This is a genomic window from Pseudomonas sp. P5_109, from assembly GCF_034009455.1.
GTDB lineage: Bacteria > Pseudomonadota > Gammaproteobacteria > Pseudomonadales > Pseudomonadaceae > Aquipseudomonas.
In genome coordinates this window covers 6,674,604-6,691,570 of the sequence record NZ_CP125380.1, presented here as the reverse complement: position 1 = coordinate 6,691,570, position 16,967 = coordinate 6,674,604, and the positions used below count along the sequence as shown (strand labels likewise).

The following is a 16,967-nucleotide window of genomic DNA, read 5'->3' as shown; positions in this document are numbered from 1 at the left end:
TTCTTTTTTATTCTTTTTAGTTTTTATCCATCCCGCTTAAAGTGCGTCCGTCCGACACTCATCCCTGAACTCGGATTTGGCAATTTCGTCCCTCGACAAATGATCAGGTTAAGGAATCGGCCTTGCCGCCGATACCTCGGTTCTGCCGTGGGAAGCCATATTCCACAGTGATATTAAAAAAACTTAAGAAATTCTTTTTGGCTTTAAGGCCATGTATCCTGCCGCCCGCCAAACGACCGGCTTAGACGGTTTACCGCGAATTTATGCATTCAGGATCCCGGGCAATCGATTCGGGACCAGGAACATCAGAATTAGAAACTAGAGGAGCGAAACATGAACAAATCCACCTTGGCCATGGCTGTGGCCGTCGGGGTATTGGCCCAGCAGGCAAGCGCCGCGGGTTTTATCGAAGACAGCAAGGCAACACTGGGGCTGCGTAACTTCTACATCAACACCGACAACCGCGACGGTGCCGGTGCCAACAAAAACGAAGAGTGGGGTCAAGGCTTCGATCTGCGTTTCATCTCCGGCTACACCCAGGGCACCGTCGGTTTCGGTATCGATGCGATCGGCCTGTTGGGCGTCAAGCTGGATTCGGGCGGCGGTACCAACGGCGCCACCGCGACCTCTTACGGCGGCACGGTTTTCCCGAGCAAATCCAACGGCGAGGCGGTTGATGATTTCTCCAGCCTGGGCCTGACTGCCAAAGCCAAGGTTTCCCAGACCGAACTGAAGCTGGGCACCTTGCAGCCGAAAAATCCGGTGATCGTGACCAACGATGGTCGTCTGTTGCCGCAAACCTGGCAGGGTGGCCAGATCACTTCCGCCGAGATCAAGGACCTGTCGCTGGTTGGTGGCCAGATCGAAGCCGTCAAAGGCCGTAACTCCAGCAACAATGAGCAGATGTCGATCTCGGGCGCGAACACTCGTGGCACCAAGTTCCGCGACAGCAACAAGTTCATCTATGCCGGTGGCGACTACAAGATCACCAAGGACCTGACTGCCCAGTACTACTACGGCAATCTGGAAGAGTTCTACAAGCAACACTTCCTGGGTCTGGTTCACAACTGGGCCATCGGCCCGGGCGTGTTGAAGTCGGATTTCCGTTATTTCAACAGCTCTGATGATGGTGCCAACGGTCACGACCCGCTGTACTACACCACTGGCAACTACAACGCGCCAAACGGTAAAGGCAAGGTCGACAACAACCTGTACAGCGGCCTGTTCCTGTATTCGGTTGCCGGTCATACCTTCGGTGGCGGTTACCAGGTCAGCAACGGCAGTAGCGACTTTCCTTGGCTGAACCAGGGTGACGGTTCGTCGAACTACACCATCACCGATTCGCAAATCCAGAAGTTCGGCCGTGCTGGCGAGCGTACCTGGCAGGCACGTTACGCGTATGACTTCGCCAAGGTCGGCGTACCTGGCCTGACGGCGGGTCTGGTGTACCTGCATGGCGACAACATCGACACCGTTAACGCCAAGGGTGGCCAAGCGGCCAATGGTGCTTCGGAGTGGGAGCGCGATCTGAGCGTGGCCTACGTCGTTCAGGAAGGTCCGTTGAAGAACCTGGGCCTGGCGTGGAAAAACGCCACCTGGCGCACCGACCTGCCGAACACACGTTCGCAGGACGAAAACCGCCTGATCCTCAGCTACTCGATCCCGCTGTTGTAATAGCGTTCGCGTAACCGAGACAAAAAAAGCCCCGCCCGGTCTTGCACCGGGCGGGGCTTTTACATGTTCAAGACGGGTTCACCCCCGTAATCCCGCCCTGAAGTTCCCTCTTTGCAGCAACTCAAGGCCTTCTCGAACCTCGTGGCCGATGTTCGGCGGGTTGCGCGTGCGCGTCCAGTGAACAGATCTTTAATATTTCCTAATGATCTAAATAAATCGATATTTATTCTTTTTAATAGATAAAAAACACAGGCACAGTTGAACCCATCAAGCACTCACAAGGAGCAGCACCATGGGTCTCAGACTTGGCGATATCGCCCCCGATTTCGAACAGAACTCCAGCGCCGGCATCATCCGTTTCCATCAGTGGCTGGGCGATAGCTGGGGCGTGCTGTTTTCCCATCCGGCGGATTTCACGCCGGTATGCACCACCGAACTGGGTTTCACCGCCAGGCTCAAGGATGAATTTGCAGCGCGCGGCGTCAAGGCTATCGCACTGTCCGTGGACCCTGTCGAGTCGCACCACAGGTGGATCGAGGACATCAACGAAACCCAGGCCACCGTGGTCAACTTTCCGATCCTGGACGACGCCGACCGCAAGGTCTCGGACCTCTATGACCTGATCCACCCCAACGCCAACGACACCTTGACCGTGCGCTCGCTGTTTGTGATCGACCCGAACAAAAAGGTCCGGTTGACGATTACCTACCCGGCGAGCACCGGGCGCAACTTCAATGAAATCCTGCGGGTGATCGACTCGCTGCAACTCACCGACAACTACAAGGTGGCCACGCCGGCCAACTGGCAGGACGGTGATGAGGTGGTGATCGTGCCGTCGCTCAAGGATGAGGATGAAATCAAACAGCGTTTTCCCAAGGGCTATCGGGCGGTCAAGCCTTACTTGCGCCTGACGCCGCAGCCCAATCGGTGAGTCATCAATATTTACGGTGTGGCTGATGCCGCCTTCGCGAGCAAGCCCCCACAGGAGGTACGCGGTCAACTGTGGGAGCGGGCTTGCTCGCGAAGGCGCCAGATCAGGCACCACAGCATTTACAAAGCAGGGGATTTCGGGCCGTTTCGACGGCCTGTTTTTTTGCCTGGAGAATATGGATTTATATATCTCTAAAACGAATAACCAAATGAATAAATATGATTTATGGATATATAAATCAGCTGTTAAGGTCACTCCATTGAAGCGAGATCGCAAACCGCGAATCGCCAACGTCGAGCAAGGAATCGTCTGAATGTTGGTTGTCTCTCTCGGTGGCAGTCCCAGTCAGCGCTCTCGTTCAGGGGTGCTGCTGGATCGCTCCCGGCAATGGTTACAAGAGCAGGGCGTGGAAGTGGTGAGTTATCAGGTACGGGACTTCCCGGCCGAAGACCTGCTGCACGCACGCTTCGACAGCCCCAGGGTGATCGACCTGCTGCAACAGATTGAAAACGCCGATGGCCTGCTGATCGCCACACCGGTTTACAAGGCATCGTTTTCCGGAGCACTGAAGGTCGTGCTGGATCTGCTGCCCGAACGCGCGTTGAGCCACAAGGTGGTTCTGCCGATGGCCACCGGCGGCAGCATCGCCCACATGCTAGTGGTGGATTACGCGCTCAAGCCGGTGCTGTCGGCATTGAAGGCCCAGGAAATGCTGCAAGGGATATTCGCCGTCGACAGCCAGATCGCTTACGGCGAAGGCAGCGCCCAGGCGCAATTGGCGCCGGAGCTGGAGCAACGTTTGTATGAAGCGCTGGAGCAGTTCTCCGGTGCCATGGCGCGACGGCCCAGGCCGCTCGATCCGAACCTGTTGAATGAACGTTTGTTGAGTGCTCGCTGGAGCATTTGAGCCTCACCGAAAAATTGAAGTACTGGCCTTACTCGCCCGTCAACGGGCAAGCAGGTGCAGCCAAAACCCAACTGCAAAAAGGAGAGCGCCATGCGCCCTGTCATTTTGCGTCGTGGTCTGGTCGCTCTGTTTGCTGCGGCTGTCACCTTCGGCGCCATTACTCAAGCTCAGGCCGAGACATTACGAATCGGTTATCAGAAGTACGGCACCCTGGTGCTGCTCAAAGCCAAGGGCACCCTGGAAAAACGCCTCGCCGCCCAAGGCGTGGACGTGCAATGGACGGAATTCCCCGGTGGCCCACAACTGCTTGAAGGCCTGAACGTCGGCTCCATCGACTTCGGCGTTACCGGTGAGACTCCACCTGTGTTCGCTCAAGCGGCCGGCGCAGATTTGCTCTACGTCGCCTACGAACCGCCAGCGCCGCACAGTGAGGCGATCCTGGTGCCGAAGGACTCGGCGATCAAGTCGGTGGCCGAGCTCAAGGGTAAGAAAGTCGTGCTCAACAAGGGTTCCAACGTGCACTACCTGCTGGTGCGCGCACTGGAAGACGCCGGCCTCAAATACACCGACATCCAGACCGTATTCCTGCCGCCAGCTGATGCCCGCGCCGCGTTCGAGCGTGGCAGCGTCGACGCCTGGGTCATCTGGGACCCGTACCAGGCCGCCGCCGAACAACAGCTGCAAGCGCGCACTCTGCGCGATGGCCAGGGCATCGTCGACAACCATCAGTTCTACCTGGCGACCAAGCCTTATGCGCAGAAAAATCCTGAGGTGATCAAGACCCTGGTGGAAGAAGTGCGCGCGGTCGGTGAATGGTCCAAGGCTAACCCGCAAGACGTGACCCAACAGGTTTCGCCGCTGCTCGGCCTGCCGGCAGACATCACCTTGACCTCGGTGAAACGCCAGGGTTACGGCGCGCTGTTCCTTACCCCGGAAGTGGTCGCCGCGCAGCAGAAAATCGCCGACAGCTTCTACCAGCTCAAGCTGATTCCAAAGCAGTTGAGCATCAAGGATGTGATCTGGACGCCGCCGGCCGCCGTTGCCCAAAGCTCAGTAACCAAAGCCCAGTAAATCGATTCCCCAAGGAGACCACTCCAATGAGCCTCAATATCTTCTGGTTCCTGCCTACCCACGGCGACGGCCATTACCTTGGCACCGCCGAAGGCGCCCGCGCCGTCGATCACGGTTATCTGCAACAAGTCGCACAGGCAGCGGATCGCCTGGGATTCGGTGGGGTACTGATCCCTACCGGGCGTTCCTGCGAAGACTCGTGGCTGGTGGCGGCATCACTGATTCCGGTGACCCAGCGCTTGAAGTTCCTTGTCGCCCTGCGCCCCGGGATCATTTCCCCGACGGTGGCGGCGCGTCAGGCCGCGACCCTGGATCGACTGTCCGGCGGGCGTGCGTTGTTCAACCTGGTGACCGGCGGTGATCCGGAAGAATTGGCGGGTGATGGTCTGTTTCTCAGTCACGAAGAGCGCTATCAGGCCTCGGTGGAATTCACCCGCATCTGGCGCCGCGTACTGGAAGGCGAAACCGTAGATTACGACGGCCAGCACATCAGTGTGAAAGGCGCGAAATTGCTCTATCCGCCGGTCCAGCAGCCACGTCCACCGCTGTATTTCGGTGGTTCGTCGGAAGCGGCACAAGACCTCGCGGCAGAGCAGGTGGAAATGGTTCTGACCTGGGGTGAACCACCGGCAGCGGTGGCAGAGAAGATCGAACAGGTTCGGGCCAAAGCCGCCAAGCTCGGTCGTACCGTGCGCTTCGGCATTCGCCTGCATGTGATCGTGCGCGAAACCAACGAAGAGGCCTGGAAAGCCGCGGATCGGCTGATCTCGCATCTGGACAACGACACCATCGCTCGCGCCCAGGCTTCGCTGGCGCGCTTCGATTCGGTCGGTCAGCAACGCATGGCCGCCTTGCATGGTGGCAACCGCGACAACCTGGAAGTCAGCCCGAACCTGTGGGCCGGTGTCGGCTTGGTGCGCGGGGGTGCCGGTACGGCGCTGGTGGGCGATGGTCCGACCGTAGCCGCTCGTGTGAAGGAGTACGCGGAGCTGGGCATCGACACGTTCATTTTCTCCGGTTATCCACACCTGGAAGAGTCGTATCGCGTCGCTGAACTACTGTTCCCGCACCTTGATGTCGAGCGTCCCGAGCTGCCGAAAGGTGCCGGTTACGTCAGCCCGTTCGGCGAGATGGTCGCCAACGACATCCTGCCCAAAGCCGCGTCCCAGAGCTGAGGCGCGGTCATGAAGAAAATCATCCACAGCCTGGCGCCCTGGGCGTTGCCGGTGTTGCTGCTGGCGGTGTGGCAGTTGAGTGTGTCGGCGGGCTGGTTGTCGACACGGATCCTGCCGGCACCTGTCGCCGTGATCGAAGCCGGCGTGAGCCTGGTGCGCAGCCGCGAAATCTGGACGCACCTGGCCATCAGCGGCTGGCGTGCCGCGCTGGGTTTCACCATTGGTGGCGGCATCGGTTTGACCCTGGGCTTTATCACCGGCCTGTCGAAGTGGGGTGAGCGCCTGCTCGACAGTTCAGTGCAGATGATCCGTAACGTGCCGCACCTGGCGCTGATTCCACTGGTGATCCTGTGGTTCGGCATCGACGAGTCGGCGAAGATTTTCCTGGTAGCACTGGGCACCTTGTTCCCGATCTACCTCAACACTTATCACGGTATCCGCAACGTCGATCCGGCGCTGGTGGAGATGTCGCGCAGCTATGGCCTGACTGGTTTCAGCCTGTTCTGGCAGGTGATTTTGCCGGGGGCGCTGCCTTCGATTCTGGTCGGTGTGCGCTTCGCCCTGGGCTTCATGTGGTTGACGCTGATCGTCGCGGAAACCATTTCCGCGAGTTCAGGCATCGGCTATCTGGCCATGAATGCCCGGGAGTTTTTGCAGACTGACGTGGTGGTGCTGGCGATTCTGTTGTACGCGGTGCTCGGCAAACTGGCCGACCTCGCGGCCCGTGGGCTTGAGCGTGTGTGGCTGCGCTGGCACCCGGCGTATCAGGTTGCCAAGGGAGGTGCGGCATGATCGCAGAACAACCTCCACGCCTGCTGCGCGGCATTCCGCTGGCGGTGCGCAAGCTGCAAAAAACCTTTGGCTCGCGGCAGGTGCTGCGCGAGATCGACCTGCACATTCCGGCTGGCCAGTTTGTCGCCGTGGTGGGTCGCAGTGGTTGCGGCAAAAGTACCTTGCTGCGATTGCTCGCCGGCCTCGACCAGCCCACGGGCGGTGAATTGCTCGCCGGTGCCGCGCCACTGAGTGAGGCGCGGGAAGACACGCGGCTGATGTTCCAGGAAGCGCGTTTGCTGCCCTGGAAAAAGATCATCGACAACGTCGGCCTGGGCCTCAAGGGCAACTGGCGGCCGCAAGCGCTTGAAGCGTTGGAAGCGGTGGGCTTGGCCGATCGCGCCAACGAGTGGCCGGCAGCGCTATCCGGTGGACAGAAGCAACGCGTGGCTTTGGCCCGTGCGTTGATTCACCAGCCGCGCCTGCTGTTGCTCGACGAACCCTTGGGTGCGCTGGATGCCCTGACCCGAATTGAAATGCAGCAACTGATCGAACGACTCTGGCAACAGCACGGCTTCACGGTGTTGCTGGTGACCCACGACGTCAGCGAAGCAGTAGCGATTGCCGATCGGGTGATCCTGATCGAAGACGGCGAAGTCGGCCTCGACCTGCACGTGGAACTGCCGCGCCCTCGGGTGCGTGGTTCCCATCGGCTGGCGGCGCTGGAAACCGAAGTGCTCAATCGCGTGTTGGCGCTGCCCGGCCAGCCGCCGGAACCGGAACCTGTTTCACCCTTGCCCACGCAATTGCGTTGGGCTCAATAACTCAAGTCTTATCCCACGACAGGAATCAACATCATGACTATCAAGGCCATCAACGTTCGCAACCAGTTCAAAGGCTCCATCAAGGAAATCGTCCTCGGCGACGTGCTGTCGGAAATCGACGTACAGACCGCGTCCGGCATCGTCACTTCGGTGATCACCACGCGCTCGGTGAAAGAGCTGGAACTGGCGGTCGGCAGTGAAGTGATCGCGTTTGTGAAGTCCACCGAGGTGTCGATCGCCAAGTTGTAAGGCTCATGCGTAAACAACAACCCCGAAGGGTGTGAGCCCTTCGGGGTTTTTTGTGGGTGTGTATCAGCGAGATTCGCGGCGCGGCCTTCGCGAGCAAGCCCGCTCCCACAAGGGAATGCATTCAAAATGTGGGAGCGGGCTTGCTCGCGAAGAGGCCGGAGAGGCCAACAAACATCTCAGGCTGGAAGGCTGCGCTTGGGCAAATACGGTGGCAAATACAACCCCACATAAGCATCAAACACCCGCATCCCTTCCTCGGCCATGCGCGGCGTAATCTGCCCGTGTTGTTGCACTGAGCGTGCGTAGACGCGGTCGCCGAGTTCCATGGCCAGGGCAAACACGTCGACATCACTCGGTAATGTCGGCAGTTCGAAGTGATGGTCGAACAGCTTGTGCATCAAGTCGCCCAGTTCGATGTCGTGCTGGCGGTCGGCCTGGGTGACTTCGGTCAGGCCGTGCTGGGCCAGGATGAGTTGGCGGGCGGCGGCGTCCTCTGCATAGATGTCCAGCATGCGTTGTTCCACCAACCGCGACAGATCGCGCCAGCCGTTCAAGGCATGGTGATCGATGGGGGCTTGCAGGCAGGCGCGGAAGGCGGCGTGGATGTCGGCGGTCAACGCCTCCAGTAACGCCGGCACGCTGGCGAAGAAATGGTAGACCGAGGAGGGCGGAATCTCCGCGCGCTCGGCGACGCTGTAGATCGACAGGCTGGCCACGCCCTCGGCCGCCAGCAATGTGCGGGCCGCATCGAGTATCGAATCGATCCGTGCCTGGCTGCGGGCGCGGGGTTTGCGGGGGCTGGCAACGCGTGTCATGGAAGTCTCCTGCGGGGCAGCGGGCATTGTACGAGGCAGGTGGCACCTTGTCTGTATGGGCTCCGCTGCCCAGCCTGGCGATCAAGACCGCTTAGCCACCAACGTGCACACTCCGCTCGTTCAAGGGTTGAACCGGGCGTGCATTCATTGGATACAGCGCCTGGAACGCCTCCAGTTGCGCTCGCGACAGTTGCACTGCAGTGGTCAGCACATTCCAGCGCACGCCTTCGGTGCAAGGCGGGGTTGTCAGGGAGCCCATATAGAAATAGGCGTTGAGGTTCGCAGGTAGCAGTTGCGCAATGTCTACCGTGTCCAGCTGCGCACTGCCGCCCGCGTGCTTGGGCATGGCTGCCAGGATTGGCTCCAGGGTCGGATTGTGTGCACCCTCCTCAAACAGCAGGGCGACCACGGCCAGTTCGCCTGCAGGGTTGCGGTGAACCAGATGCGCGTCCAGAGGATAGGTACGTCCCTGGATCATTTCTTCACTCGGCGTATGAAAATGCATTTGCACGAACGAGTAGTGACCGGATTCCAGGGTGATGCCTCCGGCGTCGACCGGCGTTACCTGAATGGTATGGCCGTTGTTCGACACTTTGGCTGTGCTTGGCTGATAAGCAACGTTCAGCGTCTGAGCGTCAGTCTTGATCACGTCCCGAATATCGATAGGCGACTGTGTCTTGCCCGATGAGCAGAGGCTGTACTCGCTTTTCAGTTCACCCCAGTTTTGCGGACCGGTGGGGGCAGAATAGCTCCATGCAGCCGTGTCACCGGCTGTTGCCCAGGCAGTCGAGCACATACCGGCGATGACCAGAGTGATGGTTGCGCCCAATAACTGTTTTTTCATTGTCGTACTCACACACGGGTAGGAAAACGGGAAGAATCCCGGCGTCCGGAGTGTGAGGTTGTGGTCAGGGGGGCAGATGTAGTTGGTGTCTGACGAATCTGTAGGAGATTTCTTTGGTTCTGCTAATCAGCATTCCGTAACAAATGGCGAGCAAAAAAAACGCCGCAGGCTGTGAGGCCGGCGGCGTTTGTTCACTACTGCAACCGCTTAAACGGTATGCAGGTACCAGTTGTACTCGAGGTCGGAGATGGAGTGTTCGAACTCCTCCAGCTCGCTCTCTTTACAGGCCACGAAGATATCGATGTATTTCGGATCGATGTACTTGGCCATGACTTCGCTGTCGTCCAGCTCACGCAGTGCATCGCGCAGGTTGTTCGGCAGGCTCTGCTCGTTTTGTTCGTAGCTGTTGCCTTCGACCGGAGCGCCAGGCTCGATCTTGTTGGTCAGCCCGTGGTGCACGCCGGCCAATACCGAAGCCATCAGCAGGTACGGGTTGGCATCGGCGCCGGCCACGCGGTGTTCGATGCGCACGGCATCGGCAGAGCCGGTAGGCACGCGAATCGCTACGGTACGGTTGTCCAGGCCCCAGCACGGCGAGTTCGGCACGTAGAACTGTGCGCCGAAACGACGGTAGGAGTTGACGTTCGGGCAGAGGAACGCCATCTGCGCCGGTAGGGTCTCGAGCACACCGCCGATCGCGTGACGCAGTGCGGCGTTCTGCTCGGGATCCTCACTGGCAAAAATGTTTTTGCCATCTTTATCGAGAATCGAGATATGGACATGCAGACCATTGCCCGCCTGGCCTGGATAAGGCTTGGCCATGAAGGTGGTGTCCATTTCATGGTCGTAGGCGATGTTCTTGATCAGGCGCTTGAGCAGGACCGCATAGTCGCAGGCCTTGATCGGGTCAGCCACGTGGTGCAGGTTCACTTCGAACTGCGCCGGGGCACTTTCCTTGACGATGGCGTCGGCCGGAATGCCTTGCTCTTTGGCACCTTCCAGAATGTCCTGGAGGCAGTCGACGTATTCGTCGAGGTCGTCGATCAGGTAGACCTGAGTCGAGTGCGGACGTTTGCCGGAAACCGGCGAGCGAGGTGGTTGCGGACGACCGTTCACGTTCTCCTGGTCGATCAGGTAGAACTCCAGTTCGAACGCGGCGCAGATAGTCAGGCCCATTTCGTCGAACTTGCGTACCACGTTGGCCAGCACTTCACGCGGGTCGGCGAAGAATGGCTCGCCTTCGAGTTCGTGCATGGTCATCAACAGTTGCGCGGTCGGGCGCTTCTGCCATGGCTCGTTGCATAGGGTATCGGGAATTGGATAGCAGATTCGGTCAGCATCACCGATGTCCAGGCCCAGGCCGGTGCTTTCCACCGTCGAGCCGTTGATATCCAGAGCAAATAGAGAGGCCGGCAGGTTGATGCCTTTCTCGTAAACCTTGTGGAGGCTGGTGCGTTCGATGCGCTTGCCGCGCACCACACCATTCATATCCGCAATCAGAAGGTCAACGTACAGAACCTCAGGATGTTCCTTAAGGAACGCGTTCGCTTCGTTAAGCTGAACGGCACGCGGGGGTACCGACATGATGCAACACCTTTGTTGTTAAAAATATCAATCATTGATCTTTTCTGGTTTCAGTCAACCCGAACGGCATGCCGAAGTCAAGCGAGGCCTTTTTTGCCCTAAAAAAGCGCCCGTGTGGCTTTTTTGAGGCACTTTGGGGCGTTTTTATGCCCTTTGCCTCTATGGCGCCCGCAGGCTTGAGCGGGCCGTGTTGTATTTTTTACGGGGGTGTTGTGTAAAAAAATGAACAAGGCTAAGCTCGAATCAAACCCATAACAGCAATAATACCGGGGTGCTTCATGTCTCGCCTGCCGATAATCGGCATCATCGACTGCTCAAGACAGGTCGGTCGGCATGTTTATCACATCAGTGATGACACGTCCGTCCGCTCCGTGGCCTCAGCGGCGTCGGTGATCCTTCCGTCCCTGACGGTTCGACCGTCCCCGTCCGATATTCTGGACGGTCGCGATGGCACCCCCATTACGGTTACTCCATTCAATATAGAACCGATTCACAATAGCGGCCTGACCTTTGTTCAGGGCACCGCTCGCGATTCTGCACGCCCGGCGTCTGCAGCCGTGTCGGCAAACACGCTAACCTGCTGCTGAAACGCTCTACAACGCGACGCCGACGCGTCAAACAACGCCTGACCTTAAAAGGGTCAGACAACTCAAGCCTAGAGGCATTTATGAGTAACAACCTCGACCAGCTCACCGATTGGTTGAAAAACCACAAGATCACAGAAGTCGAATGCATGATCGCCGACTTGACCGGGATTACCCGGGGCAAGATTTCGCCGACCAACAAATTCATCGCCGAAAAAGGCATGCGCCTGCCAGAAAGCGTGCTGTTGCAGACGGTGACCGGCGATTACGTCGAAGACGACATCTATTACGAACTGCTCGACCCGGCCGACATCGACATGATCTGCCGCCCCGACCAGAGCGCGGTGTACCTGGTGCCGTGGGCCATCGAGCCGACCGCCATCGTCATCCACGATTCCTACGACAAGCAAGGCAACCCGATCGAGTTGTCGCCGCGTAACGTGCTCAAGAAAGTCCTGAAACTCTATTCCGACAAAGGCTGGCAGCCGATCGTGGCGCCGGAAATGGAGTTTTACCTGACCAAACGCAGTGACGACCCTGACTACCCGTTGCAGCCGCCGATCGGCCGCTCCGGTCGCCCGGAAACCGGTCGCCAGTCGTTCTCCATCGAAGCGGCGAACGAATTCGATCCGCTGTTCGAAGACGTCTACGACTGGTGTGAACTGCAGGACCTTGACCTCGATACGCTGATCCACGAGGACGGCACCGCGCAGATGGAAATCAACTTCCGTCACGGCGATGCCCTGTCCCTGGCCGACCAGATCCTGGTGTTCAAGCGCACCATGCGCGAGGCCGCGCTCAAGCACAACGTCGCTGCGACCTTCATGGCCAAGCCGATGACCGGCGAGCCGGGCAGTGCCATGCACTTGCACCAGAGCATCATCGACATCGAGACCGGCAGGAACATCTTCTCCAATGAAGACGGGACCATGAGCCAGTTGTTCCTGCACCACATCGGTGGCCTGCAGAAACTCATTCCCGAGCTGTTGCCGCTGTTCGCTCCGAACGTGAACTCGTTCCGCCGCTTCCTGCCGGACACTTCGGCGCCGGTGAACGTGGAGTGGGGCGAAGAGAACCGCACCGTGGGCCTGCGGGTACCCGATGCGGGGCCGCAGAACCGTCGGGTGGAAAACCGCCTGCCGGGCGCAGACGCCAACCCGTACCTGGCGATTGCCGCGAGCCTGCTCTGCGGTTACATCGGCATGGTCGAAGGCCTGAACCCGAGTGCGCCGGTGGTGGGGCGTGGTTATGAACGCCGCAACCTGCGCCTGCCGCTGACCATCGAGGACGCGCTGGAACGCATGGAAAACAGCGCGACCATCGAGCGTTACCTCGGCAAAAATTTCATCACTGGCTACGTCGCGGTCAAGCGGGCCGAGCATGAAAACTTCAAGCGCGTCATCAGTTCGTGGGAAAGGGAATTCCTGCTCTTTGCCGTCTGATGCGCCGGGCACCGCCGCTGCCTGGCGGTGCTTTCACCTGATTTTTTTAGGAGATTCGTATGACCAGCAACAATCCGCAAACCCGTGAATGGCAAACCTTGAGCAATGATCACCACCTGGCTCCGTTCAGCGACTTCAAACAGCTGAAAGAGAAAGGCCCGCGGATCATCACCAGCGCCAAGGGCGTTTACCTCTGGGACAGCGAAGGCAACAAGATCCTCGACGGTATGGCCGGCCTGTGGTGTGTCGCGATTGGTTATGGTCGCGATGAACTGGCCGATGCCGCCAGCAAACAGATGCGCGAGCTGCCTTACTACAACCTGTTCTTCCAGACCGCGCATCCACCGGTACTGGAGTTGGCCAAGGCCATCGCCGACATCGCACCTGAAGGCATGAACCACGTGTTCTTCACCGGTTCCGGTTCCGAAGGCAACGACACCATGCTGCGCATGGTTCGTCACTACTGGGCGATCAAGGGCCAGCCGAACAAGAAAGTCATCATCAGCCGCAAGAACGGCTATCACGGTTCCACCGTGGCCGGCGCGAGCCTGGGCGGCATGACCTACATGCACGAACAGGGCGACTTGCCGATCCCGGGTATCGTCCACATTGCCCAGCCGTACTGGTTCGCCGAAGGCGGCGACATGACCCCGGAAGAGTTCGGTATCTGGGCGGCCAACCAGCTGGAAGAAAAGATTCTGGAAGTCGGCGTCGACAACGTCGGTGCCTTTATTGCCGAGCCGATCCAGGGTGCTGGCGGCGTGATCATTCCGCCAGACACCTACTGGCCGCGCATCAAGGAAATCCTTGCCAAGTACGACATCCTGTTCGTGGCTGACGAAGTGATTTGCGGTTTCGGTCGTACCGGCGAGTGGTTCGGTGCCGATTTCTACGACCTCAAGCCCGACATGATGACTATCGCCAAGGGCCTGACCTCGGGCTACATCCCGATGGGTGGCCTGATCGTGCGTGACGAAGTGGTGGATGTGCTCAACGAGGGCGGCGACTTCAACCACGGCTTTACCTACTCCGGTCACCCGGTCGCCGCTGCGGTGGCGCTGGAAAACATCCGCATCATGCGCGACGAGAAGATTATCGAACGCGTTCATGCAGAAACGGCACCGTATTTGCAAAAGCGTCTGCGGGAACTGAACGATCACCCGCTGGTGGGTGAAGTTCGTGGGGTGGGTCTGTTGGGGGCCATCGAACTGGTTCAGGACAAGGCCACGCGCAAGCGTTACGAAGGCAAGGGCGTCGGCATGATCTGCCGTCAGTTCTGCTTCGACAACGGCCTGATCATGCGCGCGGTCGGCGACACCATGATCATCGCTCCGCCACTGGTGATCACACCGGCGGAAATCGATGAGCTGGTAACCAAAGCTCGCAAGTGTCTTGACCTGACCCTGAGTGCACTGCAGGGCTAAGTGCTAGGCTCTGAGCGTGAGTTGCTGGGGTTTGTATCAAAACAGCTACTTTCGCTCAGCGCTGTCAGAAAGCGTGGCCGTTCCTTGAAAGACCGATGTGGATCTTGCCAGACTAGCCGCGGTTCCAGTTGCCCGGGTTCGGTCGCTGAACAAGTGGTTCAAAAAAGAAAAATTTGGAGCATTACGCATGAAGGCACTAGGTAAAAAGCTCGCTGGCAAGACTCTCCTTGCCATGTCGCTGATGGGGTTGATGGCGGGCGCGGTTCAGGCCGATGACAAAGTACTGCACGTGTACAACTGGTCCGACTACATTGCACCGGACACCATCAAGAAGTTTGAAGACGAGTCGGGCATCAAGGTTGTCTACGACGTCTTCGACAGCAACGAAACCCTGGAAGCCAAACTGCTGGCAGGCAAGTCCGGTTACGACATCGTTGTACCGTCGAACAACTTCCTGGCCAAGCAGATCAAGGCCGGCGTTTACCAGAAGCTGGACAAGTCCAAGCTGCCTAACTGGAAAAACCTGAACACCGACCTGCTCAAGGCCGTTTCGGTGAGCGACCCGGGTAACGAACACGCCTTCCCGTACATGTGGGGTTCGATCGGTATCGGCTTCAACGCCGAGAAGGTCAAGGCAGCACTGGGTGCCGACGCACCGGTCGATTCCTGGGACCTGATCTTCAAGCCGGAAAACGCCGCCAAGTTGAAATCGTGCGGTATCAGCCTGCTGGACTCGCCAACCGAGATGATTCCGGTGGCGCTGCACTACCTGGGCCTGCCAACCGACAGCCAGAAGAAAGAAGACATCGACAAGGCTGAAGCGCTGATCATGAAGGTCCGGCCTTCGATCGCCTACTTCCACTCGTCCAAGTACATCTCCGACCTCGCCAACGGCAACATCTGCGTGGCCGTGGGTTACTCGGGTGACATCTACCAGGCCAAGTCCCGCGCCGCCGAAGCCGGTGACAAGGTGAAAGTCAGCTACAACATTCCGAAAGAAGGTGCAGGCAGCTTCTACGACATGGTCGCCATCCCTAAAGATGCCGAAAACGTCGAAGGCGCCTACAAGTTCATGACCTTCCTGCAGAAGCCGGAAATCATGGCTGAAATCACCAACGCCGTGCGTTTCCCGAACGGTAACGCGGCTGCCACGCCACTGGTGGACAAAGACATCACCAGCGATCCGGGCGTTTACCCGCCGGCGGACGTGCTGGCCAAGCTGTACGCGATTGCCGATTTGCCGGCCGCGACCCAGCGGATCATGACCCGCAGCTGGACCAAGATCAAATCGGGTAAATAAGTAATTAACCTGTAGGAGCGAGCCTGCTCGCGATGAACCTGAGAGCGCCGCGGGGTGTCAGGCACCCATCGTTATCGTTGACGACCATCGCGAGCAGGCTCGCTCCCACAGGTGTAACTGTATAAAAGTTTTGCTGGAACGGTTTTTCGAGGGTAAGTTGCGCGCCGGTTTTGTTACTGGGCAACCACGGTTGTCATGTAACGCGGGGCAACTTTGGCCCAACTAATTTTAGAGGACCTCCACGTGCCTATTTTTTCTTTGTTGCGCAATGCCATGCTGGTTGGCGCCGGGCTGACGATTGCTGTCAGTGTCCAGGCAGCCGGTACCGTGCATATTTATAACTGGTCGGACTACATCGGCGAGACCACTCTGGCCGACTTCCAGAAAGAGACCGGAATCAAGCCGGTTTATGATGTTTTCGACTCCAACGAAACCCTGGAAGGCAAGCTGCTGGCCGGGCGTACCGGCTACGACGTGGTCGTGCCGTCGAACCACTTCCTTGGCAAACAGATCAAGGCCGGGGCATTCCAGAAGCTCGACAAATCGCAGTTGCCGAACTATTCGAACCTCGACCCGGTGCTGCTCAAGCGCCTGGAGCAGAACGATCCGGGCAACCTGTACGCCGTGCCGTACCTGTGGGGCACCAACGGCATCGGTTACAACGTCGACAAGGTCAAGGCCGTACTGGGCATCGACAAGATCGACTCCTGGGGTGTGTTGTTCGAGCCGGAAAACATCAAGAAGCTGCATAGCTGTGGCGTCGCGTTCCTCGACTCCGCCGATGAAATGATGCCGACCGTGCTCAATTACATGGGCCTGAATGCCAACAGCACCAACCCTGACGATTACAAAAAGGCCACTGACAAGTTACTCGCTGTGCGCCCTTACGTGACTTACTTCCATTCTTCCAAGTACATCGCGGATCTGGCCAACGGCGATATCTGCGTGGCGATCGGTTTCTCCGGCGACATCTTCCAGGCCAAGCACCGTGCTGAAGAAGCCAAGAAGGGCGTGAACATCGCCTACTCGATTCCAAAAGAGGGCGGCGCGCTCTGGTTCGACATGCTGGCGATTCCAAAGGACTCGAAAAACGTCAAAGAGGCCCATGCCTTCATCAACTATTTGCTGAAGCCTGAGGTGATTGCCCAGGTCAGTGATTACGTCGGCTATGCCAACCCTAACCCGGGGTCGGACAAACTGATGGAACAGTCCATTCGCACCGACGAAGCGGTTTATCCACCGCAAGAGGTTCTCGACAAGACCTATGTGTCCATCGAGCTACCGCCGAATGTTCAACGCTTGATGACCCGCAGCTGGACCACGGTCAAGACGGGTAAATAGTTTCAAGGCTCAAATTATCCAGGTTGGCTCA

15 protein-coding genes are annotated in these 16,967 nt (G+C 58.5%); 12 read left to right on the top strand and 3 right to left on the bottom strand.

Annotation, left to right across the window (positions count from 1 at the left end; genetic code table 11):
• The first annotated feature begins 333 nt into the window (after window positions 1-333).
• From QMK54_RS29880 to QMK54_RS29845, 8 genes are all read left to right on the top strand, one after another.
• A complete protein-coding gene (locus QMK54_RS29880) occupies window positions 334-1,674 on the top strand; it encodes an OprD family porin (protein WP_223589460.1) in 1,341 nt (446 codons plus the stop codon).
• Window positions 1,675-1,966: 292 nt separating this feature from the next.
• Window positions 1,967-2,605, top strand: a complete 639-nt coding sequence (locus QMK54_RS29875; RefSeq protein ID WP_110662330.1) for a peroxiredoxin — start codon at window positions 1,967-1,969, stop codon at window positions 2,603-2,605.
• A gap of 313 nt (window positions 2,606-2,918) precedes the next feature.
• The gene (ssuE, locus tag QMK54_RS29870; RefSeq protein WP_110662331.1) at window positions 2,919-3,512 is read left to right on the top strand and encodes an NADPH-dependent FMN reductase; all 594 of its coding nucleotides are present in this window, start codon (window positions 2,919-2,921) and stop codon (window positions 3,510-3,512) included.
• 90 nt (window positions 3,513-3,602) lie between these two features.
• Entirely contained in the window at window positions 3,603-4,583 is a 981-nt protein-coding gene (locus tag QMK54_RS29865) for a sulfonate ABC transporter substrate-binding protein (protein WP_320401775.1), read from the top strand.
• Window positions 4,584-4,609: 26 nt separating this feature from the next.
• Window positions 4,610-5,758 (top strand): FMNH2-dependent alkanesulfonate monooxygenase, encoded by a 1,149-nt coding sequence (gene ssuD, locus QMK54_RS29860; RefSeq protein WP_110660018.1) that lies wholly within the window; start codon window positions 4,610-4,612, stop codon window positions 5,756-5,758.
• A gap of 9 nt (window positions 5,759-5,767) precedes the next feature.
• Complete coding sequence (ssuC, locus tag QMK54_RS29855) at window positions 5,768-6,550, top strand: aliphatic sulfonate ABC transporter permease SsuC (RefSeq protein WP_320401774.1); 783 nt, start codon at window positions 5,768-5,770, stop codon at window positions 6,548-6,550.
• On the top strand, window positions 6,547-7,353 hold the full coding sequence (gene ssuB / locus QMK54_RS29850; RefSeq protein WP_110660020.1) for an aliphatic sulfonates ABC transporter ATP-binding protein: 807 nt from the start codon (window positions 6,547-6,549) through the stop codon (window positions 7,351-7,353). Before ssuC ends, ssuB begins: the two co-directional genes overlap by 4 nt.
• 33 nt (window positions 7,354-7,386) lie before the next feature.
• Complete coding sequence (locus tag QMK54_RS29845) at window positions 7,387-7,602, top strand: TOBE domain-containing protein (protein WP_007967989.1); 216 nt, start codon at window positions 7,387-7,389, stop codon at window positions 7,600-7,602.
• A 176-nt stretch (window positions 7,603-7,778) separates the two neighbouring features.
• Here QMK54_RS29845 and QMK54_RS29840 read toward each other — a convergent pair whose 3' ends face one another.
• The 3 genes from QMK54_RS29840 to QMK54_RS29830 form a co-directional block, all read right to left on the bottom strand.
• Window positions 7,779-8,417, bottom strand: a complete 639-nt coding sequence (locus QMK54_RS29840; protein WP_320401773.1) for a TetR/AcrR family transcriptional regulator — start codon at window positions 8,415-8,417, stop codon at window positions 7,779-7,781.
• 91 nt (window positions 8,418-8,508) lie between these two features.
• Window positions 8,509-9,261, bottom strand: coding sequence for a carbonic anhydrase (locus QMK54_RS29835; RefSeq protein ID WP_223589468.1), 753 nt, complete (start codon window positions 9,259-9,261; stop codon window positions 8,509-8,511).
• 207 nt (window positions 9,262-9,468) lie between these two features.
• Complete coding sequence (locus QMK54_RS29830; RefSeq protein ID WP_053163627.1) at window positions 9,469-10,845, bottom strand: glutamine synthetase family protein; 1,377 nt, start codon at window positions 10,843-10,845, stop codon at window positions 9,469-9,471.
• A gap of 667 nt (window positions 10,846-11,512) precedes the next feature.
• On the opposite strand from QMK54_RS29830, the gene QMK54_RS29825 reads away from it, so the two are divergent.
• From QMK54_RS29825 to QMK54_RS29810, 4 genes are all read left to right on the top strand, one after another.
• Entirely contained in the window at window positions 11,513-12,871 is a 1,359-nt protein-coding gene (locus QMK54_RS29825) for a glutamine synthetase family protein (protein WP_110660024.1), read from the top strand.
• 59 nt (window positions 12,872-12,930) lie between these two features.
• The gene (locus QMK54_RS29820) at window positions 12,931-14,295 is read left to right on the top strand and encodes an aspartate aminotransferase family protein (protein WP_320401772.1); all 1,365 of its coding nucleotides are present in this window, start codon (window positions 12,931-12,933) and stop codon (window positions 14,293-14,295) included.
• A gap of 187 nt (window positions 14,296-14,482) precedes the next feature.
• Window positions 14,483-15,595, top strand: a complete 1,113-nt coding sequence (locus tag QMK54_RS29815; RefSeq protein ID WP_103395837.1) for a polyamine ABC transporter substrate-binding protein — start codon at window positions 14,483-14,485, stop codon at window positions 15,593-15,595.
• A gap of 243 nt (window positions 15,596-15,838) precedes the next feature.
• Window positions 15,839-16,936 (top strand): polyamine ABC transporter substrate-binding protein, encoded by a 1,098-nt coding sequence (locus QMK54_RS29810; RefSeq protein WP_110662160.1) that lies wholly within the window; start codon window positions 15,839-15,841, stop codon window positions 16,934-16,936.
• Window positions 16,937-16,967 lie beyond the last annotated feature (31 nt).